Annotated in this window: 24 protein-coding genes, 1 pseudogene and 1 riboswitch; of the genes and pseudogenes, 10 read left to right on the top strand and 15 right to left on the bottom strand. The window is 34.1% G+C overall.

Translation table 11 applies throughout. The features are described from left to right. Positions 1 to 14: 14 nt before the first annotated feature. Positions 15 to 1,301 (bottom strand): aspartate aminotransferase family protein, encoded by a 1,287-nt coding sequence (locus AC5LWL_RS03485; RefSeq protein ID WP_493433025.1) that lies wholly within the window; start codon positions 1,299 to 1,301, stop codon positions 15 to 17. Between the two features lie 306 nt (positions 1,302 to 1,607). Beyond that, positions 1,608 to 2,309, bottom strand: a complete 702-nt coding sequence (locus tag AC5LWL_RS03480; RefSeq protein ID WP_493433024.1) for a FadR/GntR family transcriptional regulator — start codon at positions 2,307 to 2,309, stop codon at positions 1,608 to 1,610. Between the two features lie 346 nt (positions 2,310 to 2,655). Here AC5LWL_RS03480 and AC5LWL_RS03475 point away from each other — a divergent pair. Continuing rightward, a pseudogene (locus AC5LWL_RS03475) lies at positions 2,656 to 2,832 on the top strand (helix-turn-helix transcriptional regulator); the annotation flags it as partial. Positions 2,833 to 2,869: 37 nt separating this feature from the next. Further along, positions 2,870 to 3,100 (top strand): hypothetical protein, encoded by a 231-nt coding sequence (locus AC5LWL_RS03470; RefSeq protein WP_493433023.1) that lies wholly within the window; start codon positions 2,870 to 2,872, stop codon positions 3,098 to 3,100. Positions 3,101 to 3,261: 161 nt separating this feature from the next. Here AC5LWL_RS03470 and AC5LWL_RS03465 read toward each other — a convergent pair whose 3' ends face one another. Continuing rightward, positions 3,262 to 3,747, bottom strand: coding sequence for a sigma-70 family RNA polymerase sigma factor (locus tag AC5LWL_RS03465; protein WP_493433022.1), 486 nt, complete (start codon positions 3,745 to 3,747; stop codon positions 3,262 to 3,264). Between the two features lie 450 nt (positions 3,748 to 4,197). Here AC5LWL_RS03465 and AC5LWL_RS03460 point away from each other — a divergent pair, with 450 nt between their 5' ends. Then, complete coding sequence (locus AC5LWL_RS03460; RefSeq protein WP_493433021.1) at positions 4,198 to 4,503, top strand: transposase; 306 nt, start codon at positions 4,198 to 4,200, stop codon at positions 4,501 to 4,503. 26 nt (positions 4,504 to 4,529) lie between these two features. Further along, positions 4,530 to 5,357, top strand: a complete 828-nt coding sequence (locus AC5LWL_RS03455) for an IS3 family transposase (protein WP_493436528.1) — start codon at positions 4,530 to 4,532, stop codon at positions 5,355 to 5,357. 247 nt (positions 5,358 to 5,604) lie between these two features. On the opposite strand, the gene AC5LWL_RS03450 is transcribed toward AC5LWL_RS03455, so the two are convergent. From AC5LWL_RS03450 to AC5LWL_RS03440, 3 genes are all read right to left on the bottom strand, one after another. Further along, positions 5,605 to 5,859 carry a hypothetical protein gene (locus AC5LWL_RS03450; RefSeq protein WP_493433020.1) on the bottom strand — a complete coding sequence of 85 codons (255 nt, stop codon included), beginning with the start codon at positions 5,857 to 5,859 and terminating at the stop codon, positions 5,605 to 5,607. Beyond that, positions 5,841 to 6,356 (bottom strand): N-acetyltransferase, encoded by a 516-nt coding sequence (locus tag AC5LWL_RS03445; protein WP_493433019.1) that lies wholly within the window; start codon positions 6,354 to 6,356, stop codon positions 5,841 to 5,843. Before AC5LWL_RS03445 ends, AC5LWL_RS03450 begins: the two co-directional genes overlap by 19 nt. A 455-nt stretch (positions 6,357 to 6,811) precedes the next feature. Continuing rightward, a complete protein-coding gene (locus AC5LWL_RS03440) occupies positions 6,812 to 8,095 on the bottom strand; it encodes a hypothetical protein (protein ID WP_493433018.1) in 1,284 nt (427 codons plus the stop codon). Positions 8,096 to 8,522: 427 nt separating this feature from the next. Next, a riboswitch (cyclic di-GMP riboswitch) is annotated at positions 8,523 to 8,607 on the bottom strand. 1,029 nt (positions 8,608 to 9,636) lie between these two features. On the opposite strand from AC5LWL_RS03440, the gene AC5LWL_RS03435 reads away from it, so the two are divergent. The 5 genes from AC5LWL_RS03435 to AC5LWL_RS03415 all read left to right on the top strand — a co-directional run bounded on the left by AC5LWL_RS03435 (position 9,637) and on the right by AC5LWL_RS03415 (position 13,858). Then, positions 9,637 to 10,914 (top strand): IS110 family RNA-guided transposase, encoded by a 1,278-nt coding sequence (locus tag AC5LWL_RS03435; protein WP_493432641.1) that lies wholly within the window; start codon positions 9,637 to 9,639, stop codon positions 10,912 to 10,914. 387 nt (positions 10,915 to 11,301) lie between these two features. Next, positions 11,302 to 12,360 (top strand): hypothetical protein, encoded by a 1,059-nt coding sequence (locus tag AC5LWL_RS03430; RefSeq protein ID WP_493433017.1) that lies wholly within the window; start codon positions 11,302 to 11,304, stop codon positions 12,358 to 12,360. Between the two features lie 319 nt (positions 12,361 to 12,679). Then, positions 12,680 to 13,087 (top strand): type VII toxin-antitoxin system MntA family adenylyltransferase antitoxin, encoded by a 408-nt coding sequence (gene mntA / locus AC5LWL_RS03425; RefSeq protein WP_493433016.1) that lies wholly within the window; start codon positions 12,680 to 12,682, stop codon positions 13,085 to 13,087. Beyond that, a complete protein-coding gene (hepT, locus tag AC5LWL_RS03420) occupies positions 13,077 to 13,481 on the top strand; it encodes a type VII toxin-antitoxin system HepT family RNase toxin (RefSeq protein ID WP_493433015.1) in 405 nt (134 codons plus the stop codon). Before mntA ends, hepT begins: the two co-directional genes overlap by 11 nt. A gap of 89 nt (positions 13,482 to 13,570) precedes the next feature. Further along, positions 13,571 to 13,858 carry a hypothetical protein gene (locus AC5LWL_RS03415; RefSeq protein WP_493433014.1) on the top strand — a complete coding sequence of 96 codons (288 nt, stop codon included), beginning with the start codon at positions 13,571 to 13,573 and terminating at the stop codon, positions 13,856 to 13,858. A gap of 525 nt (positions 13,859 to 14,383) precedes the next feature. On the opposite strand, the gene AC5LWL_RS03410 is transcribed toward AC5LWL_RS03415, so the two are convergent. The 8 genes from AC5LWL_RS03410 to AC5LWL_RS03375 all read right to left on the bottom strand — a co-directional run bounded on the left by AC5LWL_RS03410 (position 14,384) and on the right by AC5LWL_RS03375 (position 23,094). Further along, positions 14,384 to 15,481, bottom strand: coding sequence for a Fic family protein (locus AC5LWL_RS03410; RefSeq protein WP_493433013.1), 1,098 nt, complete (start codon positions 15,479 to 15,481; stop codon positions 14,384 to 14,386). A gap of 655 nt (positions 15,482 to 16,136) precedes the next feature. Continuing rightward, positions 16,137 to 16,556 carry a hypothetical protein gene (locus AC5LWL_RS03405; protein WP_493433012.1) on the bottom strand — a complete coding sequence of 140 codons (420 nt, stop codon included), beginning with the start codon at positions 16,554 to 16,556 and terminating at the stop codon, positions 16,137 to 16,139. Positions 16,557 to 16,832: 276 nt separating this feature from the next. Then, positions 16,833 to 18,413 carry a hypothetical protein gene (locus AC5LWL_RS03400; RefSeq protein WP_493433011.1) on the bottom strand — a complete coding sequence of 527 codons (1,581 nt, stop codon included), beginning with the start codon at positions 18,411 to 18,413 and terminating at the stop codon, positions 16,833 to 16,835. A gap of 48 nt (positions 18,414 to 18,461) precedes the next feature. Further along, positions 18,462 to 18,704, bottom strand: a complete 243-nt coding sequence (locus AC5LWL_RS03395; protein ID WP_493433010.1) for a hypothetical protein — start codon at positions 18,702 to 18,704, stop codon at positions 18,462 to 18,464. Positions 18,705 to 19,176: 472 nt separating this feature from the next. Next, positions 19,177 to 19,599, bottom strand: a complete 423-nt coding sequence (locus AC5LWL_RS03390) for a hypothetical protein (protein ID WP_493433009.1) — start codon at positions 19,597 to 19,599, stop codon at positions 19,177 to 19,179. Positions 19,600 to 19,614: 15 nt separating this feature from the next. Further along, positions 19,615 to 20,535 carry a hypothetical protein gene (locus AC5LWL_RS03385; RefSeq protein WP_493433008.1) on the bottom strand — a complete coding sequence of 307 codons (921 nt, stop codon included), beginning with the start codon at positions 20,533 to 20,535 and terminating at the stop codon, positions 19,615 to 19,617. 378 nt (positions 20,536 to 20,913) lie between these two features. Next, complete coding sequence (locus tag AC5LWL_RS03380; RefSeq protein WP_493433007.1) at positions 20,914 to 22,449, bottom strand: YifB family Mg chelatase-like AAA ATPase; 1,536 nt, start codon at positions 22,447 to 22,449, stop codon at positions 20,914 to 20,916. 12 nt (positions 22,450 to 22,461) lie between these two features. Next, a complete protein-coding gene (locus AC5LWL_RS03375; protein WP_493433006.1) occupies positions 22,462 to 23,094 on the bottom strand; it encodes a transposase in 633 nt (210 codons plus the stop codon). 404 nt (positions 23,095 to 23,498) lie between these two features. On the opposite strand from AC5LWL_RS03375, the gene AC5LWL_RS03370 reads away from it, so the two are divergent. Then, positions 23,499 to 23,864, top strand: coding sequence for a competence protein ComK (locus tag AC5LWL_RS03370; RefSeq protein ID WP_493433005.1), 366 nt, complete (start codon positions 23,499 to 23,501; stop codon positions 23,862 to 23,864). 424 nt (positions 23,865 to 24,288) lie between these two features. Here the strand turns inward: AC5LWL_RS03370 and AC5LWL_RS03365 are convergent, their stop codons facing one another. Next, positions 24,289 to 24,720, bottom strand: a complete 432-nt coding sequence (locus tag AC5LWL_RS03365; RefSeq protein ID WP_493433004.1) for a hypothetical protein — start codon at positions 24,718 to 24,720, stop codon at positions 24,289 to 24,291. Positions 24,721 to 24,729: the final 9 nt, after the last annotated feature.

Here is a 24,729-nt window from a genome sequence, read left to right as displayed (position 1 = left end):
CGACTTATTAAATCTCATCCTACTACTACATTAATTTCTTTCAAACTTTCCTCTATAATATGAACAGCATAATCAATTTCTTCCCTTGTTATTATAGTAGGTGGAATAAAGCGAATTACATTTTTGTCAACACCACATGATAAAAGGAGCAACCCCTTTTCCAATGCTTTCTCCCTTAACAAGGAAACAACAGACGCATCAGGCTTTCCATCCTCTGTTTGAAATTCCATGCCAATCATCAGCCCGATGCCTCTTACTTCCGCAATACCTGGAATAGATTTTTGAAGTTTTTGTAATTGATTGGCAAAATATTTCCCCATCTTCTCTGCATTCTCAAGCAATCCATCTTCTAGTAACTCAATAACTGCTAAAGAGGCAGCACATGCAACAGGATTACCACCGTATGTACCTCCATGCGCACCAGCCGGCCATTGATCCATTATTTCTTTTCTTCCAATAACTGCACTTAATGGAAAACCATTTGCTATTCCTTTTGCAACAGATAAAATATCCGGCTTTACTCCAAAATGCTCCCAAGCAAACATTTTGCCTGTCCGACCGAAGCCAGTTTGCACTTCATCAAATATAAGTAGAATTCCATGTTTTTTGCAAATGTTCTGAATTTTTTCCATAAAAGATTTTGGTGGAACAATATAGCCACCTTCTCCTTGGATAGGCTCCATAATAATAGCTGCCACTTGATCAGGTGCAATTAAATAGTGAAAGATGTCTTCTAGATCTGCAATACAACGATTGGTTTCTTCTACTTCAGATAAACCACTTCGTAGAGGATAAGGATATTCTGCATAATATACACTAGGCATTAAACCTTCATAATCTTTTCGATAAAAGGAGTTAGAGGCAGTAATGGTAGTAGCTCCTATGGTGCGACCGTGAAAGCTTCTTTTGAAAGAAATAATTCCTGGACGCTTTGAAACACGTTTTGCTAGTTTAATAGCTCCTTCAACCGCTTCAGCACCACTATTGGAAAAATAAATTTTATAATCCCCTCCCATTAACCCTATAATTTTCTCAGCCAGATCAATATACGAAGCATAGTAGACTACATTATGACATCCATGAATAAGCTTATCCATTTGCTTCTTTGCCTTTTCTACTACATATGGATGGTTATGACCTACATTTGTCACTCCGATGCCACTTCCAAAATCAAGATATTTCTTTCCACTTTCATCCCATAAATAGGCACCTTTTCCTTGGGTGATTCCAAGCGTTGTAACTCGATTCCCTACTGGGGGCAAAAATTCTGTTGCGCGTTCATACATTGTTTTTTTAGACATTTTCATCTCTCCCATCAAAAATAGACCAAAGCAATTTAAAGAACGGTAGGAAAAATCTACATACTGGAAATTTAATTCAATTATTAACCGGATTAACCGGTACTACCAGTTAACTAATAAAAAATTCAAAAATTTAACAAAGAATAATATTCCAATTAAGTTAGATTATATTATGTTTATGGTAATAATTCAATTTATTTTTCTAAAAATACAGAATTTTTATACTATTTTACAGATAGTTGTCGAATAATCTTACATTAATTATTTTTGTGCTAAACCGCTATCAAAAACACTACTTTCAAATGACTAAAGCTCTCTTTTCAATAAAAAGGAAGCCTGCTCCATTTCTTTGCGAACTAATTTTAAGTGTTGACTAAACACCTTGATTGCTTGTTCCTTATCCCTTTTTTTAATTGCTTCCACAATTTGAGCGTGCTGAATAATGACATTTTTTTTGGTTTGTGGAAAAAGCATCATTAATAAATGAATAGACTCATCTAACAGAACTGATATAGAATTCATTAATTCAAGAAAAAGTGGGTTATGAGTACATTTAGCTAATGTACTATGAAATTCGAGATCCAAAGTAGTCATCTGTTTCGAATAGTCCATTTCTTGTTCCATTTGTAGCACTATCTGCTCCAACTTTAGAATTTGCTCATCAGTTGCTCTTTCAACAGCCAATACAACTATTTTCTGTTCAAGCACTTCCCGAATCTCTACAATATCTTGCAGCTTTCCATTATTATGTTTCATAATTCGTTTAATACTGCTAATCAAATTCTCACTATTACGGTTAGTAACATAACTCCCTTTTCCTTGTACGACATTCACTAACCCCTTTTCTTTTAAAAGTTTCACTGACTCTCGAATAATATTTCTACTTACATTAAATCGTTTCGATAATTCCCTTTCTGATAGAAGCTTTTCCCCTATTTTGTACTTTCCATTATTAATCTCATCTTCTAAAATGCTTGCGATTTTTTCATATAATAACATGTTTGACATTCATCTTCTCCTCACGACAGGCTTAATGGCTATTGTTAGTTTACGGTAAAATTGTTATCTGTATTTCTCTTCGATAACTTAAATAATAGTTTATCATTTTACACCTTAGCGTGGTAGTAGGGTTCTTTTTAGCATAAACATTTTCTATTTTTTAGTATTTTTTCCATTGAATTAGTCTCTAGTGTCTGACTAACTATGATATGCTCAGCGTATCCCAGCTTCAAAATAAAGTTTGATTAAAAACCCCATAAGTATTTATCCTACCGAACAAAAAATCCTTGCAGCATATATTTAAGAATGTTGATACTAACTCAAAAGTAAAGTTTTATATACACATATCCAAAAATTGGTTAAAATTAACGTAAGCAATATACAAAAGAAGGCGGTTAACTTTGATAACCAATAAAGTCAAACATTTTCGTGTACTTCGTGACATTTCACAAGAAGAATTTGCATTAGCCGTTAAAATTACTCGTCAATCTGTCATTGCCATTGAAAAACAAAATCTAATCCAAGTTTAGAAAAGCGATATTCTATCCTTAGCAAAAGAGCAAACCACGATGGAGCTTAATTCTAAACAGCTAGTAGAATTAACATTAAAAGATGGACAATTTGATCCAAAAGGGATAAATATTTCTGTTCAACAAAACGAAAACAAAATTGATTTAGACTATCAAAAAGATAAACAAATTTTCCAGTTACCGACAGAAAAAGGCGAATATATGATTGTAGTTGAAGTTAATAATGATAGAGGAACTGCTCAATATGTTGGTAATATCGTTATCAAGTAATAGTGAATGTAAGTAATAGAGTAAGTATGGAACTATATAAAGCCCCCCTCTTTAAGAACATTTCGCCTAAAAGATGGGGCTTTTACTTTATTTTCTTACGTTTGTACGCTGCTAACTTATCAATCTTTGACAAATTTCGGATCATCACTGTGACCGTAGATTTACTTCCCCAACACCATACGCAGCTTATCCATCGCACCCTTCTTCCACCCTTTTACTGCAGATGGTGTCACCTGTTCCTTCTCGGCAATCTCTTTCACTGTCATTTGTTGGATAATCGTGTAGATGACCCATTTTGTTTGGCATTCGGTTAATGGCTTGCACAGCTGTCTAATGCTATATTCTTCTTCTGAATAAAGGACAGGACTTTCGACCATTAACCAAAACTCTTCTTCTGGATGAATATATCGTTCCTGCTCTTTTGTTTGTTTCTTCAATTCATCCACAAATCTTCCCCACATATGTCGGTAGAGGTAGCTGCTATATTTACCTTTCTCCGGCTGAAAAGTATGACTTGCTTCCCAAATGCTAATCAATCCAATTTGAAAAAATTCTCCTTTATTTTTGTAAATCGATAATTTCTTGATCATATGCTGAATCATCGGTGTATATTGTTCCACTAACTCTTCAAAACTAGCAGGCTTCATTGTTTTATCCTTTTAGAAAAGCACTTTTCTTGTTATTCCTAGGTACCCTCAATGTACCGAAAAAAGAAAGAACCAGCGAAAGCAATAACAGCAAGTTTAAAGGAAAAAGAAACAAAAAAAAGCCCAAATCGACCGCAAAAGTAAAAAATGCTTAGGGGAAAAAGAAAAAACACCAGATATTCATCAAAACACAAAGAAAGACCCCCTCTTTAAAGGAGCCCTCGTTGTATCCAGCTACTATTTATTCATTATTCGTATAGTAAAGAAATCAATTCTCCCCCATATAAAACTACTAACCTAACATGAGAAAAGCTCAAAAATTAAGACTCTCTATCAGGCTTCGACAAATTTCGATCCGCTTCGGGTCGTCACTGTAGATTGCGCCCCTTATAGTTAACAGTTTAAATTCGGAAATCATGACCATAATGAATCTTAAAAGGAGTGATTTCCATGCCCAAACAAAGAAGTTATAAGCGTTATTCGTTTGAATTAAAATTGGAGGCAGTGCAAAAGGTATTGGCAGGAGAAAGTGTATTAAAGGTTGCGAAACAATTTGATGTAACAGATCCAGATTACATTTATAAATGGATAGAACAATATAATATTTATGGTGAAGTAGGACTGAAACCAAAATTTAGAAATCATCCTGATTTGGATAAAGACTATGTTATTCGAGAGCTAGAAATGGAAAATGAAATTCTAAAAAAGTACTTACAAATTCTACACAAGGAGGGAAAAGATGCAAATTCAAAGTAGTTGATGAATTAAAATATAAATACTCTATTAGTAAATTATGTGAAAAACTACAAGTCTCTCGCCCAGGATTCTATAAATATTTAAAAACAAAAGGAAAAAAAAGAAAAGAAACTAAACTCGAAAAACAATTAAAAGAATATATAACTATAGTTTATTATGAACATCATCAAAACTATGGATATAGGAAAGTACGTGCTATATTAAAAGATGAATATAACATGCCCGTAAGTGACAAAGTAATGAGGCGTTTAATGAGAGAATTAGGATATAAGAGTATAGCACGAAAGAAAAGGAAGAAATCTATTGCTGATAAGCATGTATATGGTGCTGGACATATCTATAAAAATATTTTAAATAGAGACTTTTCAACAACCAAAACCAGCGAAAAATGGGTGACAGATGTAACAGAATTTCCAATTAACGGAGAAAAATTATATCTTTCTGCCGTTATGGATCTTCATGATAATTATATTATAGGGTATCAAATATCAGAGATTCATGATGTCCAACTAGTAGAAGATTCCCTTGTTTACGCTTCTGAAATAAGAAAAGTAAATGAAAAGCTTATTATTCATTCTGATCGAGGATTTGCCTATCGATCAAATAGATGGAATGAATTAATACATGAATTTAAAATTACACCTAGTATGTCTAGAAAGGCTAATTGTTTGGATAATGCTTGTATTGAAAGCTTCTTTTCTTTTATTAAATCAGAACGTCCAGAATTAAAAACTATTAAGGATAAAGAAAAGGCTAAAGAGATTATTTATCAATATATTCGCTATTATAATCACAAAAGAATCCAGGGAGTGCTGAATTATCTTCCACCAATAAAATATGGTAAAGCGAGTTAAAGTGAGGGCTTCAATGCCACATAAACTCCTTCTTATCCTAGTTGCCCATTCTCAGATCCAGGAAAGGGTGTCAAGTGCTTTCCTTGACAATCTTTCCTGGATCTGGGACACTTCCTAGGATGATAAGAAGAAGTTAAGTTATACCTTGATAACACTGACATTAACAGGTAAATCCGAATTTATTTTGTCTACTTAATGGATCGCAGCCCACTGTGACCGTTTATACTTAATTTTTGTAGTGCCTTAACTAAAATGATGGTCTTACTAAAAATTGTTCCATTTCTTCTTCTGATAAATCTTTGGGACGAACACCTTTTGCTTTACAATAAGTATCTAATGCTCTAACTTTTACTTTTGGTGCATTTTCATCGTGTGGCTCAGAAAAGACTCCGTTGGGAAAAGCATCTTCAAATCGTTCTAAATCTCTTCGATACATTTTATCACTCACCTTATGATCAGTGTTCCCTCTTTTACGAAGGGTAATCATGCTTTCGACCACCACTTTACACCTCCTGGTAAAAATTTTTTAATTAATTCACTAGCACTAATCGTGTCAAAATATAGTTGGTGTCCATAGGATGTTTGAGCACCCATTTGTTCATAAAATTTTATGTTTGAGGTTTTCGATGTAAGTTCTACATATCCATCTAAACCTTGTTCAAAACTGTACGCACAGGCGAATGCCAATAAATCCTTCCCTACTCCAACATACTCTCTATTGCGGGACATTCTTTTACTATGAGGAGCAGATTCCACAATATCTATATCCAAACACATAAAGTCTGGATGGGCATTAGGTTTTACAGCAATCAATCCTTGAGCTATATCGGATTGATCTTTTACTACTAAACTAAAAATCTCGTAGCCTTGAGAAAGCGGCTTTAACCATTGAAATGCCCCATCGTTCATTGGAATATATCGATTTGATTTTATTTCATCTTCAGTCACTCGCTTAAAATAACATTCAACTTGTTCTCCAGTTTTATTATGTATAAGCATAATCTAATATCCCGTTTCTATATATTATTATTATATTATATTCCAAACGATAAGCAGAAGAACACACTCTTCTCGTTATCTAATAAATACGCAACTTCTCACATGAAAGGATCATTTTATCACCAGTTCCAATAAAGAAAACCGTTCATTCAACGGGTTGGGCTTTGCAGCATATTGTTCAATGTAAGCTAGTCAATAACGATAGCACTCATCATAAAAACAATCTAGGTAATTGCAGGAGGAATAAAATTATGTAGATTAATTCATTTCGAAATTCATGTGGATGATATGAAACGGGCTAAGAATTTGGATGGTGATTTAAAGGTTGGAGCAATTATGCGGGGATGCCTTATTTGGAAGCCTTGAGTGGGAATGAAAAGGATCCTGGAATTAACGGCACTTTGATGCAACGTCAAAGTGCCGTTAATTCCAGAAATAAGCCAAGCTTTGAATACCTATCCTCGACAAATTCCGTAGTTCTTCGGGGCGTCACTGTGACCTAGATCCAAAATAGCCTTTGCCCATGTAGTAATGACATCTACATCATCATCACTCAATTGGCGACTAGATAGGAAAGGAGATATTATTGCGTATTGTGTTTTACTTCCCATTTTTCTTTCACCAATCAAGAATGTTTTAGGCTCATTCAAATTAGGGCTTACAATATGCTTAGAGTTAGGATGCACCATACTTGTGTTATATTCTTGAAACACAAATCCAAAATCAACATATACATCCTTTAAAATAAAGTTACCATTACTTATCCCTGTATACACCCAGCTCAGCTTTAATGGGTAACTGTCATACATTTCTTTTATAAGTTTTTTTCGCTTTGATTGACCACTCTTTTGGTAATCTCTATATGTACGTTCTGTATAAAAAGGCAAGCACGAATCAAGAATATAAGGAAAGGATCCCTGCTTAGGAAGTGGGAAGAAATCAAACATAGCTGTTCGTGAATTGGGTCGATGAAGTACATCGTTGCGATATTGTCTTAAATTTTCTATAACAGGAAAGTTTTTGTCAATATTATATTTTATTCTTGTTTGTAGTCTCATCGTTGCATCAAAGGCATGCTCCACTGAATTATCATCTGTTAGTTCAAGGTTTTTTATATAAAATCCACCTAAAACATCCTCAGCTTTTCTAATATACCCAAATCCCTCTGAATGAGATTGGAATAAGTTTATTTGGTTATGAAATGTTTCAAGTGGTGTCTTTCTGTCAAGGCCCTCTTCTTTCCCTACAAAAACCAAATCAGCATTTTCAAAATCACCATATTGAAAAAAACTTTCGAATAATTCATAGTCTTTTTTTGTTAAATAAATTTTTTCATTCTTTCTATTTTGCTTGGAAGGAGTCGTTAAGGACGATGGGGTGAGAGTTTCAACGTTTCTTGAATAGGAATCATCTTCACCATATATTCCGTCAAACAGATTGTCTGCGAAGCATACACCATCTGGAAGAATACCATAATATACTCGATCTCCTTCTCTCTCTACTTCTGAGACAGACCTTTGATATTTCCCTTTTGCAGCTGTAACTTTATCCAAGTAAACCAGATGCTCACCTGTTGCAGATTTAGTATGTCTAGATAAAACAGTGGAAAAATAATCGTTGTTTTCTATAACAAATTTTATACTTTTCTCCCTAATTGAACCGTTATGTATTTGCAAATAGTTGCGAAATTCTGGCAGTTTCTTTATACATATTTCATTTTCCAAACGCATCCAGGCCATCACTCCATCTACTCCTTTTTTTCGTATTTTACATTTTGAGACTCAAAATGTTTCGTTTATGAAATTTACTCCTTTATTAAAAGATCTATAGAGTGGTTGATTAGTAATAAATCCTCCTTTGAGTTCGCATAAATAAAATCAATAATTAAAAACCATCTTCCTGACCTTAGAAGATGGTTACTCTCATTTCATTATATGTAACAAATTCCATCATCAACCTTTGATTTTGCCGTTACTTTATTTGTATATTCTGATTTCTCAAAAAACAGTATGTTACTCGTCCATCTATTTGAATTTTCAATAAAAAATCGTTATAATCGTCTTTTTTTCCCACAACGTACACATTTGTTTGTGTAGTAACTGAACTTATGATTCCTTTTAAGGAAACAAATAATCCTACTTATTTTCATTTATGTCTCACTATCCTCTTAGCAATCCAGCCATCTTAGCTACCACGCCTTAGACCTGTGATTTTGCGTCCTTCTTTTTCAAAAAGTTTGCTTTTTTCTAGTTATTTATACCTACTATAACCTACACTACCAAGAAAATAAAGAAAATTAATTCGACAAATTTCTACTTTTGTCTACATTATTATGATATCCCACTCCATTAAAGTATTGCTGTAACAAAGAGGAAATCCTACATACTCTTATATAACGGAACGAACTGGGAATATTGGATATTTCATTTGTTTCTTGCTTGCCTTGCTTCCTCTTCTCTCCCCTCTATTTTCTACAGTGTAAATTATCCTCTCTAAAAAGACAAATGTCCTTTCAAGGGGTCAGGCACCCGAATCTTATCGAATCTTATAAAACTGCTCTTGATATATTTACATTTGTTAATAAAATTGTGATTTTAGAATTTTATTTTCTGGTGATTAATTCTTAGGAAAATCAAATCATTCAACCAAAATATTACACTACTAGAAATGATCATATAGTAAAAATTTTTGTCCAAGTAAAATTCTGGATTTAAATCAGTAGCAATTGGAAAGAAAATCAAATTAACTATAGAACCTACTATAAAAAATAATACAAAATTTTTAATATAGGAATTATCTAAACCCTTATTCAAGAAAAACTGAATTGGCGCTCCTATTACTAGATAGATTAAACTAAATATAGTAAAAAATAGCATGAATGAAGCTAAATCAAAAGAGTCAAAAAGAGAAAATGGAACCGAGTTAATAAAGTAAAATAAAAAAAGAGAGAGAAAAAAAGCTGATGAAACAGAGCAAATAAATAGTCTGATAAAAAAGTTGTTTGTTAATTTCATTATGAACATAGAAATACCTCCTTCTAATTCCGATATTAGTAATTTATACCTATATAAGACATAGATGTATATTTATACAATTAATTATAACATTACTACTATATATAAATAGGTTTGTAATGAAAATTTAAAGATTTTAAAAGGAGCATTCCTGTTAGAAGGATTTTCGGGGACTTGAACAAAAAAGAGCCCTCTTGGTATGATACGGGGTGTCAAATCGTGGACCGAAATGACCCCTAACTTAGTTAACCAAGGAGGACTCCAAAATGGATTTTAAACAAAATCAGAAAATAAATCAAGTCACCGAAAAAACACTCGTAGTCGGAATCGATATTGCCAAGCGGACCCATTACGCTTGCTTTGTGGATGACCGTGGACGTGTGCTCCAAAAATCGTTCTCTGTTTCTCAAGCTAGAGACGGGTTCGAGCTTTTCTATCAACGTATTCTGGTAGCCATGAAAGAAAATGAAAAAACGGAAGTCATTGTCGGGATTGAACCTACGGGACACTACTGGCTCAATTTGGCCTACTACCTTGAGGACCGGGGCATTCCCTTGGCCATGGTTAACCCTATGCATGTTAAGCGTTCAAAAGAGTTGGACGACAATCTGCCAACCAAGCATGACAGAAAAGATGCACTTGTGATCGCTCGACTTTTAAAAGACGGACGGTTCAGTTATCCCCGTATCCTAAAAGGTATGGAGGCCGAACTTCGCGTTGGGTCAACGTTTAGAAGTAAATTGACTGAGGAACTAGGGTCTGTCAAAAACATGATTATTCGTTGGTTAGATCGCTATTTTCCAGAGTTTACTCAGGTGTTTCCGTCATTCGGAAAAATGGCTTTGGCAGTACTTGAATGTACCCCATTTCCGAATGATCTTCACCAAAAACAACCCGATGAAGTTTTATCTCTTTATCGGAAGGTTGAGGGGCTCAAATCCCCCCAAAGACCCAAAGCATTGCGTCTTATTGAAGTCGCAGCTAACTCTATCGGAGTAACAGAAGGACGTGAGATGGCCCGTATTGAAATTACCACGCTCGTTCGCCGTTACCATCAGTTAGAACAAGATATCGAAAGCCTTACTCAACATCTAGTTGACCTTGTAAAAACGTCTGTAGAGTACGAATGGCTATCAACGGTTCCGGGACTCGGAGATACAACGATTGTCGATCTATTAGCTGAAATCGGAAGCTTTTCACACTACGAAGATCCACGCCAACTAATTAAACTCGCGGGATTAACGTTACGTGAAAATTCCTCTGGTCAGCACAAGGGGCAAAAACGCATCTCCAAACGGGGGAGAAGAAAGCTTCGCGCCCTTCTGTTCCGAGTAATGATGCCGATGATCCGTCACAATGAAGCCTTTCGAAAGCTACATGAGTATTACACAAATCGTATGGTTAATCCATTACGCAAGAAGCAATCCATCGTGGTTCTATGCGGTAAGCTATTAAAAGTATTACATGGAATTAGCACTAAGCACAAAGCGTTTGACGCACAGCGAATGATGAGGGATATTCCTAGTCTCGTAGAGGCTGCATAAGACCCTTCATCCCCTTAAATAGACCTAGACAACAGGATGACACGGAGAAGCTGGCACTATTTTTTCCATTCGACCTTGAGTCCCTAAAGGAGCTTCGCTAGCCTCTGCCTTATGACTAGACCGAACGAAGGAATGTAGGCACTTAGATGCCCAGAGACATGGGAGGGTACGTCATCATAAGTTACGCAGAGATCCATTGTGCATCGCATAATTTCCTATCACTACTTTCCACCATTATCCAGTAGTGACCGCGTAGCGTACCCATGTATTGGAATAGTTTCACATATTTTAAAAATATTGTTAGGGATTGTGTCGAAAAATATTTTTTTGATACCCCAACAACGGGTCAAACCGTTGATAGATCAACATTTATAGAGGGAGGAACAAATGTATATTAAAAAGATTATTTTCACTTCCATTGTAGCCTTAGGAGTTGCTATGCCCCCCTTGATTGTTAGCGCTGACACAGATGTAACTGTTAGAACAAATAATAATAAGGTGAATTTAGAATTAAATCCTAAAGATAACGAGTACTATAAAATATACAAAGACGATCAGTTACTATATAGTGGTACAAAAAATACATATATAGACAATATTGAACAATCACAAAAATATAAAATAGGAGTCTATTCAAATGGTGAACTAAACGAGGTGCTCTCTGTTAAAGTAGCGGCAAATAATCAGAATGTTCCAAAATCAACATCCATGCATACTGAAGAAAAAGAGGAATATATTGATAACATAGTTCAGAATACTAGATTAGAAACTATCGTTACCTCAAATTCAGTATCCTTACAATGGCCTAAACTTCCAGATGAAGATAATGTTTATGAAATATTCAAAAATAATATAAAAATCGCTGAGACAACAGATCTACATTATGTAGATACTAACGTCGAAAGTGGCACAGAATACAATTACATGTTAAAAATTAAAAATGTTGCTTCTGAAGAAACTGCAGAATTAATAAGGAATGAAGCAATAAAAGAAAAAATAGTATTAACTGATGAAATGTTTGAATATGATGGCACAATATCTACCCTAGTAGCAATACCAACTGTAGAGGAAGAGTCATTGACTGAAGATCCAATTATAGATCCTATCTTTGAAGAGGCTAAGGGTCGCGGCACTATTGGTACAAGAGCAATTCCTAAATCAAATGAGTTTTCATTTGATTACAGAACTTTTATACCATTCAAGTCAGTTAAAAATCCAAACCCTTTAACTAATGATAAGTATCCTTACTTAAAAGGAGATAATAGAGCAAATCCTACTGCTTATTCTTATGCCAACAGAAAAGTTAACGATTGTCCCCGTCCATTGCATCCAGAAGCCAAAACTACTTTTTCCACCCCTTCTCCGAAATCCAGCTCCTCTAGTGTTTGTACGATTCACATGACAAACGCTGAAGTATCTTTCGTAAGCGTCGTGATGGCACTGTAAAAGGAAGAAGTCAATTGAAAGGTCCAAGCGGTAATTATAAAACTGGACGATTTATGAATCAAAAAAACTGGTGGAAAATTTAAAGAAGTACGGACCGAAAAATAGTTTTGAATATAGTCTAACCAAATTGGCTAGACCATGTTCTATTGCAGCTTTACAATCAGATAACTTTGAAAGCTTGTACTTATCTTCTGGGGAAGTTCCAATCTTCTATACTCTCACTCTATCAATCTTTGACAAATTTCGGGTCGTCACTGTGACCGTAAATCTACCTAAGGTTATGATATAATATTATACAAATACTCACAGGAGTGATCGCATGCAAAAGAATATAGATAAATTGATCACTGATTTTTTAATGAAAAAAATAACGCCTTCCTTCATCATCGTTTTTGGATCTTATGCGAAGAACACGGTACATGATCAAAGTGATATGGATATAGCATTTTATAATAAAGACAAAGCAATAACAAAATACGACATTTTTATGCTTGCTCAGGAACTCGCAGCAATAATAAAAAAAGAAGTAGATTTAGTCAATATTACGGAAGCTTCCACCGTCTTTCAAGCTCAAATTTATACTACTGGAAAAGTAATCTATTGTCATGACAATACATTGCGAATGAAGGAACAGATGAAGGCTTTAAGCATGTATGCTAAATTAAATGAGGAGAGAAAAAACATTCTAAAAAAAGTAGACGAAAGCGGGACCATCTATGAAAAATGATGTCATTTTGAATAAAATAAGTGTGATAGAACGCTGCAGGAATCGTATTTTGGAAGTATATGATCAAGATCCACTAAACCTAACTGACTATACGAAGCAAGATTCTATAATATTAAATATACAACGTGCCTGTGAAGCATGTATTGATTTGGCTATGCACATTGTGGCGGAAGAGCGTCTTGGATTACCCCAAACGAGTCGAGATGCATTTGATATGCTAGAAGAAGCAGCTATTATTACAAAAGAAATAACACAACGTATGAAAGCAATGGTTGGCTTTCGAAATATCGCCGTCCATGATTATCAAACCATCAATACCGAAATTTTAAAACAAATTTTAGAGAAACATTTAGATGACTTTACTCATTATACGAAGCAAATTCTCAACTTTTAATAGAAGCATGAAGCTTTTCCTGCATCGTACTTTAAAACATTGGGGTCAGGCTCCGTATTTCGGATGCGAAACGTCAATAAAAGTCTTTGATGCTTGATATTTATGAGAATGAGAAAAAACAAATAGTCGTTATTTTAGATGAAGCTCATCATTTTTCTGATTCTACGCTACAGGAACTTCGCTTCATTCTTAATTTTAAAGAAGATTCCATGTCTCCTCTATCCCTTATTGTGAGTTTATGGAATCTATTAAGGGTAAAGCAAAGGGAAGCCATTGAACAGCGAATTCAAATGCGATATCAAATAAGTGGTCTAACAGAAAAAGAAACGAATGAGTATATTCTTCACCAATTAAAAGTGGTAGAAACACCCCCATGAAATCTTTTCGGAAGAGGCTATTACAGCAATTTATAACTTCAGCCAAGGGATTCCAAGAAAAATTAATACATTGTGTAGTCAAAAGCCTATTAGATGCTTTCATACAAGGAAATAAAATTGTGGGAGAATCCCATATCCATCGGGTAATAAATGAACTGTAGAAGAGCAAGTACCGATTATTATGTAAAGCGGACAGCCTGTTAAGATTCACGTATTCCGCTGGATTTCCTAACCAATTATCATTAGTTAATTTATGTACTTATTCAATCATTTCACTTTCTTCTTTCATAATTTGTGATAAAGAATTGAACAAAACAGATTATATGTAGAAATAATAAAGCCCCCTCTTTAAGGACATTTCGCCTATAAGAGGGGGCTTTTACTTTCTTTTCCCACTTGCACTTGCAGACTATATCAGAAAGATAGTTCCCCCTTAGCCGCATAGCCAATGTCGCACCAGACAGAAGCATTACCGATTTAATTGATATCCCACTATTAATTACAATCCATATGCAAAATAAAATTTTATCTTAAATTTTGAATAATATCATAATGGTAATATTTCGTATTCCTTTTTTTCTGATCAGGAAATAACACTCGATTTTTAACTAAAGTATTAATATATTGTCTAGCTGTTTGATAATTAATTCCACTTAAATTAGATAGATGATTTGCACTAATTATAGGATATTGATATAAAACTTCTAAAAAGTTTTCAATTTGAAAATGATTATGTTTCCGCATGAGAAGTGCTTTATCTCGCTGATACAATTCATCAATTCTATTAAGTGTTTTAATATTATCATTCGCTTGTTTAATACAAGATTCCAAGAAAAAATTAATCCATTGATTCCAATTTCTATTCGTTCTTGTTTCATTCAAATATCTATAATATTTAAATTGATCTTTTTCAAGAGTCTTACTTAAAAAGAAAAATGGATATTCGCATTTTTTCTTATAATATAAAAATAAAGGTATTAATACACGTCCTATCCTCCCATTACCGTCTAAAAAAGGATGGATAGTTTCAAATTGTGCATGTATTATAGCTATTTTTACTAAGAAGTTAGCATCGTCTCGCTCATCATTTAAATAATTTTCTAAATTAGACATCAAATCCATTGTTTTATCTGGACCAGGCGGAATAAAGTCAGCAGTTTCTCTAGTAGCACCTTTTTTACCAATGATATTCTCTCTGTCCTTAAACTCACCTGGCTTCTTATTTTGTCCTCTAACTCCTTTATCCATTAAAATTCGATGCATTTCTTTAATAATTCTAATGGATAAAGGTAATCTATCGAGTCCCCTAACAGCAAACTCAATAGCTTCTCTATAATTTATTGCTTCTTGAACATTTTTACTTCTTTTAACTTCATCTTCGTTTGTTTCTTCGAAAAAGTCATCAATTGTAATTTGAGTTCCTTCAATTCTCGTAGAAGTTACAGCTTCTTGATTTAATAACGGCAAAAGAAGAATATGTGGCTTAATCTTGGCATTGTCGAACTTTCCTTTTAACTCTGTATACTTTTCAGTTGCTAATAGCATATTATCTAAAAAATAAGTAATATCAATTAATGATTCATCTAATGGCAATGTGTTTGGTTCGAAAATGCTTTTCGACATAATATCACTCCTTATATATCATATTGTACAAAAAGTAATCCGTTAATACAATATAATAAGAAAAAATATAATAAAAAACAAAATTACGCAAATTATTATGTAATTTGTTTTAATAACATAATAACTTAAAACTCTTCCTTCGGGTAGAAAGGTCGCCCAATTGGCGACTCAAACCCCCATAGAACTCGGCGTGTGGATTTCCCGCACCGGACTCTTCAGAAATTGCTTCACAGTTTTGCGTACATTTTCAATTCCGAAAATGAAATTGAGAGTAAAAGAAAAAATACCAGATATTTATCAAAACACAAAGAAAGACACCCTCTTTAAAGGAACCTTCGTTTTATCCAGTTACTATACTATTTATTCATTATTCGTATAGCACAGAAATCAATCCTACCCCATTTAAAACTACTAACCTAACATGAAATAAGCTCAGAAATTAAGATTCTTATTCTCTATCATCGACAAATTGCGAGCCTTGTTTTAGTTCAATCATTTGATCTGACTTTGTCCAATCTATCTGCTTTTTGTAATAGCCAACAGGCATTCGAATAAGAAATTTCACTTGAAGTTCTATTAAATAGGAAAAAAAATCAATAGAAGGATATCCGCGGTCAAAAAGGAATAGATCGTGTTCTGTTTGAAATTTTTTATACTACTCCAACAATCTTTTGGCCACGGAACGCTCACTTTCATTACAAGAGGTAATAAGCGCTTTCACCAGGAGATTATTTTCGATATCATAGATACATGATGCCATTGCACGGGCAAGCTCTATGGAAGAGCCTTTTGTAACCCCAAAGGTATCCTTTAATCGTTCCGAATTATTAATTTCTAGGATGGATCCATCAATTGCAAAAAGGCGATACCTCATAAATTTTTTACTGGAAAACTCCTTATAATACCACTCCACAATGGTATCAAATAGTTTGATAAATGCTTCTGTTTTAATTTTCTTTCTAGCCTCTGAAAAGGCTTGATTACTTATACTTTCCCCTGTCTTTCCAAGTAGCTTAAAATAATTATCTAGTTCCACCTGATGACTTTTCTTTACTAAATGTGGGATTTCAATCACAAACCTCATTCCTTTTCATGATTATAGTGTTTACTCTAATTACTGGTATTTAAACTTTAGAACAACGGCACTTCTACTATTTGCAGGCAGTAATATTTCTATGACTGAAAACGATATTCAAAATAAGCTGATCTATGCTAAAGATTAAGATGTTACTGAAGCCAGAAAAGTAGTAAGGGTGCTATTCTCCTGGTAATTTTTTTTGTTAATAGAAATCCATTCAATAGAAACTAAGAAAGTAGCTTGGAGAAACGAACTCCCATACTTCTAAAATTATTATTTTATATTTTTCATTTTCATACTGATATAATTCATGTACTCTTTCACTGGTAATAACATAATTTTTTCCGGTTGATCCCATTTAATCCCTTTATCTTTTATTTTTTGTAATAATTGTATCGCTGAAATTTTATTCGTATAGATGTGATTATAAGAATCTAAGATTATTCTTTTCCATTGTTCTGGACTACCTGAAAAGTAAGCTTCTCCACTTACAGAATGATAAAGTAATTCTTTTTCTTTCCAAGCTGGCATTTTAGAGGATATAGTATGCTCTATTTTTTTGTGATGTCCTTCTTCCATGTTTAGCTGTTTAATTCCACTCTCTTCTTCACTGCTTTTCAACATATGCTTCACTGTTTCACGATACCAACTAGAATTTTTGGATGATTCCTTTGAATGCAAAGCCCTCATATCACTTTTTAATTCTTGATCCATTTGCCATTTACTGCGTCCTTTAAATGGAGTACCTTTTATATCCTCCTCCGTCTGCCGCGCTCTTTGAGCCGCTTCTTGTTGAAGTTTTTCTTCCTTTTCTCTGGAAAGTTCTCTTTGTTTTTTCTCTGCTTCTTCTTTTTGTATTCTTTCTACTTCTTGTTGCTTCTTTCTTATTAATTCGTCTTGTAACTGTTCTTGATAAATAGATGTGAGTTGATTCTTTAATGCTTCTCTGTATGCATCTTCATTTCTGCTTGTATATGTAAAATCACAATGATTATCATTAATTGCTAATGCTTGTTCTAGTGGAATTTTTATAGGTTTGCACACTGTCCTAGTCCTAGTTGGATGATTAATTTCCTGTAAAAATCGAATAATATGAATTTCTCGCTCATGAGGATTAATATAAGGTATGCTTTTTACTTGAAGTTTATAAGGGCGATTATTAAATAACGCATTTTTTAGATTGGATTCTAAATTATTTATATAATCAGTCCATAAACCATCTTGCTCCGTTTGACTAATACATAATAATTCTCCCTCAACAAGGGAAACATGATTAATTGTAGACTCATAAGCTAACCAATAACTATCAACTAAAAAAATAGGAACAAAGTGATGCTTTTTATAACTATCTTTACGTTTCTGCAAGCTATTTGCATATTTTTTATTATGTTTTAAACCAGTTAGATAATCTATCGCCCATCTCTGGCCATTGGGAAATTCTAAAATAAAATCAGGAACAAAAGAGAGTGTACTTTTAAAACGATATCCATCTGTCAACCTTATATCATTTAGTTTACAAACCCCTTCCAGATAAGTACGTAAAATAGCTTTACCAGCCCGATGTTTAGGCATATCTTCCACACTTTCTTTTTGGCGTGTGTACGTTTGCTGATTATTGCTATATGAGCATCCTTCCTTATCAGAATGTCTAAAATGATACGTTTTATCTTGCACTAACACCATTTCCACGCGCTCATTACAACAAACACATCGAAATGCACCTTTTCTTGAAAATTTCCTATAACGCTCATTTAGCTGTTTTTTCACATACTCTCTATCATGTCCTTGACTTACCAATGCTTGAGCCTCTTTTTCAATATCTATATCGTAATCGTTTAATAAAGCAACGTTCATCTTACTCCCCCTTCCCTTTTCCATACTCAGAAATTCTTCTACAACCTATCAAATTTTGACAAACTTCGGGACATTTCGGGTAGTCACTGTGACCAAGAGTCTAAGTGGAACGGTATTTTCTAACGGGACATACTTTATGGCTTCTACAATTGTGCCTTTTGAAATGGCACGATTTGTTCTGCTTAATTTGATGGAATTCCCAACCACATCGTATGTAAATTCCCCACCTCTAATTTGCTTAAATACTTGCCTTTCCTGTTCATTTATTCTTTCCCAGATTACATCTATCATCGAATCACCCTAACCATGTTTGTTCTGTCGTTTAATATTCAATCTCCTGCTAACGTATAATTACTTACTATTTATTTCTATCTAATATTGTTAACTGTAAGAAATCATTTCTCCCGCTTTTGTTGCAGAGTCCCTTCATAAAAATCTAGTAGGCTATTTCTATTCAGAAAAAGAGGAGTAGTTATGTTCTCCTCTTCTGAATTTCTAATTCTGCTCTTTTCTTCCTGAGTAAATGAAGATACTCATCAATTGCTTGTATCCTAGCATTAGGGCAAGTTTGCTTGATTAGCTTGTATTGAATATCAATTTTCTTCATCTCGATATCAAGCTGGATGATTGAACGATTTAGTTCATTCAATTGCTATGCGTTTGTTATTGACCTCTATCGAATTCATTTGTTTCTGTTTCTCTTCTAGTGATTTCTCGGCTTTTGCGAATTCATTTTAAGGGTTCAAACTCCATACTCTACAGATTAAATCTCAATAACCTTATTCCCTTCAATCATTTGAGACAACTGTTGAACATTCCCAAATGGACTAGACGACACTACCTTACTCAAACTTTGCAGCCCCATACTTATTAAATCTTTATCTCCTTCTTTTAATCCCTTGTCAATAATATCAAAAGACTTCCCTATCGCTTTATTTCTTTCATCAAAAATACGGTCAAATACCTTGTGGTACAATTCATATTTCTTTTCAATTTCTGTTAATAGTACTTCTTTTTGTGCATTAATCTTTTCGATTTCTCTTTCTGTTACTTTCGCTTCTTTATACGCTTCTGTTAACTTGCCACAAAAGTTTAAAACGTCAGCTGCTGGAATTACATCAGATACTCCACTTAATTTTTTTATTGCTTGATTTGGTTGGTTCTTTTTCTTTATTAATTCAAACATAGTTAATTCCTCCCTCTACTCTTCAAAAACTTTTGTATTCATTAAAATAGAAAAATCTGTAGCTAACCCACCTATATATGCAATAGAATCATAATCCTTTTTAGAAAAGTAGTTTCTTCTAAATATATTCTTTTTGGTCCACTTAAACATTTTCGAAAATAACGGGTATTTATATATCTCTTTATAAACCTTTTTATATTCCCTCTCAAAAACCTCTTGCGCTTTTTTAATAGAAACACTCAATTCTTTTGATCGCTCTTCAATTAAATCCAGCTTTAATATATTTGCATTTAATTGATCAACTGCTTCTAGTACTTTAATCATTTGCTGTTCAATTTCATGAATTTTCTTATTGGCTGATACATGACTAAAAACACCTGTCAACGCAAGAACAGGAATAGCTACTATTCCTCCTAATACCGCTGTTCCTGCAGCAATTCCACCACCACCTACAGCTAAGGAACCTCCTCCAAACCAGGCTAGTGTTGCATTAGTAGCGGCTACTCCAGATAATCCTGCAATAGCTGTTCCTGTTGAAGCAGTACCAATTGTTGAAACTAAAGCCCATGCTCCAACAGCAGTTCCAACACCTGCAGATAACCCTTTCGTTGCACTTATAGCTACTTGCCCAGCCGTTATTGTATCGTCTATTTTATTGAAATCAATCGTTTCGTAATCATTGCCTATACTTCTGTATATAAAATCTCTATCTTTGCCTTTTAGATATTTAGAGATTTTGGATATTTTCTTTAATGATTTCAAAGCCTGAACCTTTAGATGTACTGTTTCTTCCAGTAATCTATTGACCTCTTCTCTTTTGCTTTCCATACTTGCATATAAAGATTTATATTCATTTTGCAATTCCTCAAACTCTTCTACCTTCTTTTCTATTCTCCCAGATGCTCCAAAGGTAACAATATTTTTAATAATCCCCACTATATACCTCCCTACCAGTTTTTATAGAACTATTTTACTATATACCATACTATTTTTGGGTTTTCTTTTTTGACAAATTGCAATAAAAATCGACAATAAACGCTAAAAAAGATAAACCATAAAGAAAATCTTCATCCGGATACGCTAAATAAACGCTATAAAAAATCCTGAGCAAGTGTCTTTGACTCTTCCATCAAATATTCAGATATTCTATTTTCAATTTATTAAATTATAGTGAGTCCTCTTCTGCCTTATTTATTTTTCGTTTACTAGTCTGCTCCATATTCCACAAAACACCTAATTACCCTTTATGAATCACCGACAAGCTTCTTAACGTTCTGGGTCGTCACTGTGGCCTAAGATTCAGAAAAAAATTCATCATGTTTCTCTTATCCCCATTTTCTTCTTCTCCATTATTTGTTCGTCCTTTGATCTGCTTAAAGACATTGCTTCCCACAGAGCTTCCTCAGATATTTCTTGCTCTTCTTTTAAATCGGAGATAGTTCGTGCAATGCGAAGAATTTTGACTTGCACTCGATTACTCCATTTCTTTTTCATTGCCATTTGCCGAATCATTAGTTTTATTTTTTCTGATAAATTATTTGTTTTCATTAATGTCTCATAAGAAACTCGACCATTGCATACTTCGCTCCCATATCTCTCGTATTGCTTTTCACGTGCTAGAAGAACTCTTTTTCTTATCTCTTCTGACGATTCACTTTTTGATTCCTTTTTTTCAAACGGCACTGATTGCAAGCTGATCGTAATATCAAATCGATCACGAATTGGTCCGGAAAGGCGATTTTGATAGGATTGAATTTGTTTGTGAGTACAAGTGCAGTAATGATTAGTGGAACCTAGGTATCCGCATGGACAGGGATTCATTGCACCTATCAAAAGGAAGGTTGCTGGATACGTTACAGTTGAACGAACACGGCTGATCGTCACTTTCCCTGTTTCGATTGGTTGTCTTAACATATCCAGTGTTTTCTTCGAGAATTCGGCCATTTCATCTAAAAATAAAACACCTTTATGTGCTAAGGAAATTTCTCCAGGCTTTGGATTTGTTCCTCCACCAATGATGGAAACACTAGAAGCAGAATGATGAGGACTTCTGAAAGAGGGAACGTTCATAAGACCATAATCTAAGCCAGCTAATTGATATAAACTAACTTTTTCAAGCTGAGCTTCATTGGATAAAGAAGGTAAGATGGAAGGAAAGGTTTCTGCCAACATACTTTTCCCGCAACCTGGTGGACCAGTCATAAAAACATGATGATCACCAGCAGCAGCTATTTCCAATGCACGTTTGGCAAAGCAATGACCAATAATATGAGAAAAATTTTTATCATACCTTATTTCGGTTTCACTCGTTTTCTTTGGAATATACAAAGGGAAAATCTGCTGTCCAGATAAGTGTTTAATTACTTCCTTTAAGGAAGAAACAAAGAGAATTTCAATTTCTTCCATTTTTAATTCGGGAAGTTCTTCATTAAATGGCATATACAATAGGGTAACTCCTAATTTTTTTGCAGCCAATGCTGCTGCAATCATCCCTTCAAACGGGAGAATGGACCCATCTAAAGATAACGCACCAATAAAGCAAGTGTTTTCTGGTATCTCTGATTTTACCGCTCCTATGCTTTTTAATATGCCCAGCGCTATCGCTAAATCGAACAAAGGTCCATTTTTCTTTTGTTCCGCAGGTGAAAGATTTACGACTATTTTTTTATCTGTTAAAGGATAACCAAAACTATGAAGAGCAGCCGTTACTCGTTCCTTTGATTCCTTTACCGATGCGTCTGGTAAACCAACAATCACAAATATATCTATTCCTTCTAGAGTTTGCACTTCCACCTGCACACGATAACCCTCTACGCCCTTTAAGCCGATACTCATTATTTTTGTTACCATCTACTCATCTCCTTACTTTTCATGTCTTTTTTCTATAACAAGTATTTTAGTAGATTTTCTTTCTTCCAATGGGTCTTGTAAAGTACTGATTGGATAGATATCCGCCTCTTTCCCCTTAGCATGTAGAAACTTTAAATAATTTTCCACCTGAGGTTCAGGAAAATAAGCAAGAATTCTTTCTGAACTTATTAAAGTATCTTCTGAATGTTGAGCATAATGAAAGTAGCTACTCCATGGATAGTCATTCAAATCTGTAACCATCTTTGCTCGAATTGGATTTAGATGGATATATCTATTTACTTCCAGTTCATACTCCAAGGAAGTGATCAATTCTGAACCATAACGACTTTCAAATACATGACCAGTAAAATGATATTTTTTATTAAAATACGTAGCATATTGTGAGTGAAGATATTTCATAATGGTGCCTGCGGGGAGGTGAATGGTCTCCATTTGGAGATGAATGTGGTTTGTCATAAGACAATACGTTTGAAGTATAAATGGTTTTAAAGCTTCCGTCTCTTTTAAAAGTCGAAGATATTCGTGCCGATCTTCCTCATCACGAAATAAAGCAGTCCTTCGAATTCCTCGACTAGTAATGTGATATCTAGCTCCTGGAAACCAAATACGCCTTTTTCTTGGCAATGTATTACCTCCAATCATTACGAACATGAATTTTAACTGACTATGAATGAGCTACCTCATTTTGCAGGGAAAGTAAATGGAAAAAGAAATTTTTTGAAGATCAAACAGACTATCGTAGAGGAATCGGAGAGAGAGTACTAACACTACATATCTTCTACATAAAACATTAAAATCCTTCCTCTTTTTTTACTTTAATAAAAAGAAAAAAAAGAAACCATCAAACTATATCAGAAAGATAGTCCCCCCCTTATTTCATAAGCGCGTCCTTTCTAAAAAGACAAATGTCCTTTTATGGGGTCTGACCCCATAGCCTTTGACCCCATAGCCTTTTCCCCCACACAGTCACTATTCTCAACTTTCCTCTTTACAAAAATAAAAACCAACGAAAAGGAGCTTCCTCTACTATGAAATCTATTTTACCCGATTATGAAATCAATGAAAAAACAATGGCACTGCTGCCAGCATTCCACCATGAATACGATACGATTGTATTGGAGCCGCATCGAAAGCTGTATGTTAAACAAACTGCACTGCAGCTAATAGAAAAAGCAGCAATAAGAGGCGGCTCTGATTATAAAGGACGCCGAAATTCTATCATCCACTTATTAGGAATAAAAAAGAAAATTCCTATTCCTATTAATCCAGCGAAAAACATCTACATCTTCCCAACGCATTCTCCAAACAATATGCACTGCTGTTGGATTTTCTTTCACCATGTTTACCGAATAAAAAAATCCCCCACCTCTTCCGTAACGACTACTCATAAATGAAGCCAAACGCCCGCCTTGGTTTTACGAAACGTTGCCCATGGATACTGGGTGATACTCATAGTTGATGAATCGATCACATAAAGACGGACAATATTCCGAAACGATCGGTTTTTGCTTCATTTGAGCTTGAATGGTGAGAACAAGATGATGAAACACCTTCTCAAACAGATTAGGTGATAAGTGACATTGTTTTCGAGAAAGCTGTGAAGTACTTAGCCACGTATAAATATACGGAAACCTTCTTTTACATTATTTTGTGACATAAAACATAAAGAACCTACCTTTCTATAAATATATAGAAATAATAGGCTCTTTTACTCGAAATTGGTAATCACTTGCTTGAATTCCTTAACTTGATGACTACGGGATCTGCCCCCGTACTCTTGAGATCCTATCGTAGGAAACAAATCACTTGCAAACTTATTTATGGTTTCATTGATTTTGCCCTATCTATACTATCAAAGTGACTTCTAATTAAATCCAACAATTCATTTTTCCTTATATTTGTCCGTAAAGGTGATGAAAACAGTATACTATATAAATGTTTCAATTCGTCTAGTGAAATTCTTTTTAGACATTCTTCTTTAAATTTAATATCACTTTGATTATACAATAAGTTTTCTAAATAAAAATTTTTAACTTCATCTTCTGTATTTATGGATAAAATCGACTCCCTTATTCGGTTTCGATTTTTTTGTGAAGATTCCTGATTTTCGCTAATAATAAGACTAAAAACCTTCTTTATATCTTCTGGAGTGTATTTGAAATATGTCTTATTAAATAAATTTTTTGAAGGATACATATCAATATACAACTTCAGAAGACTTTGCAGTATTTCCTGTTCTCTTTTATTCATCTTATCACC

This window comes from Niallia sp. WK069_GA_01, from assembly GCF_983173855.1.
The sequence above is the reverse complement of the archived record's forward strand: the minus strand, read 5'-3'. Positions and strand labels throughout refer to the sequence as shown.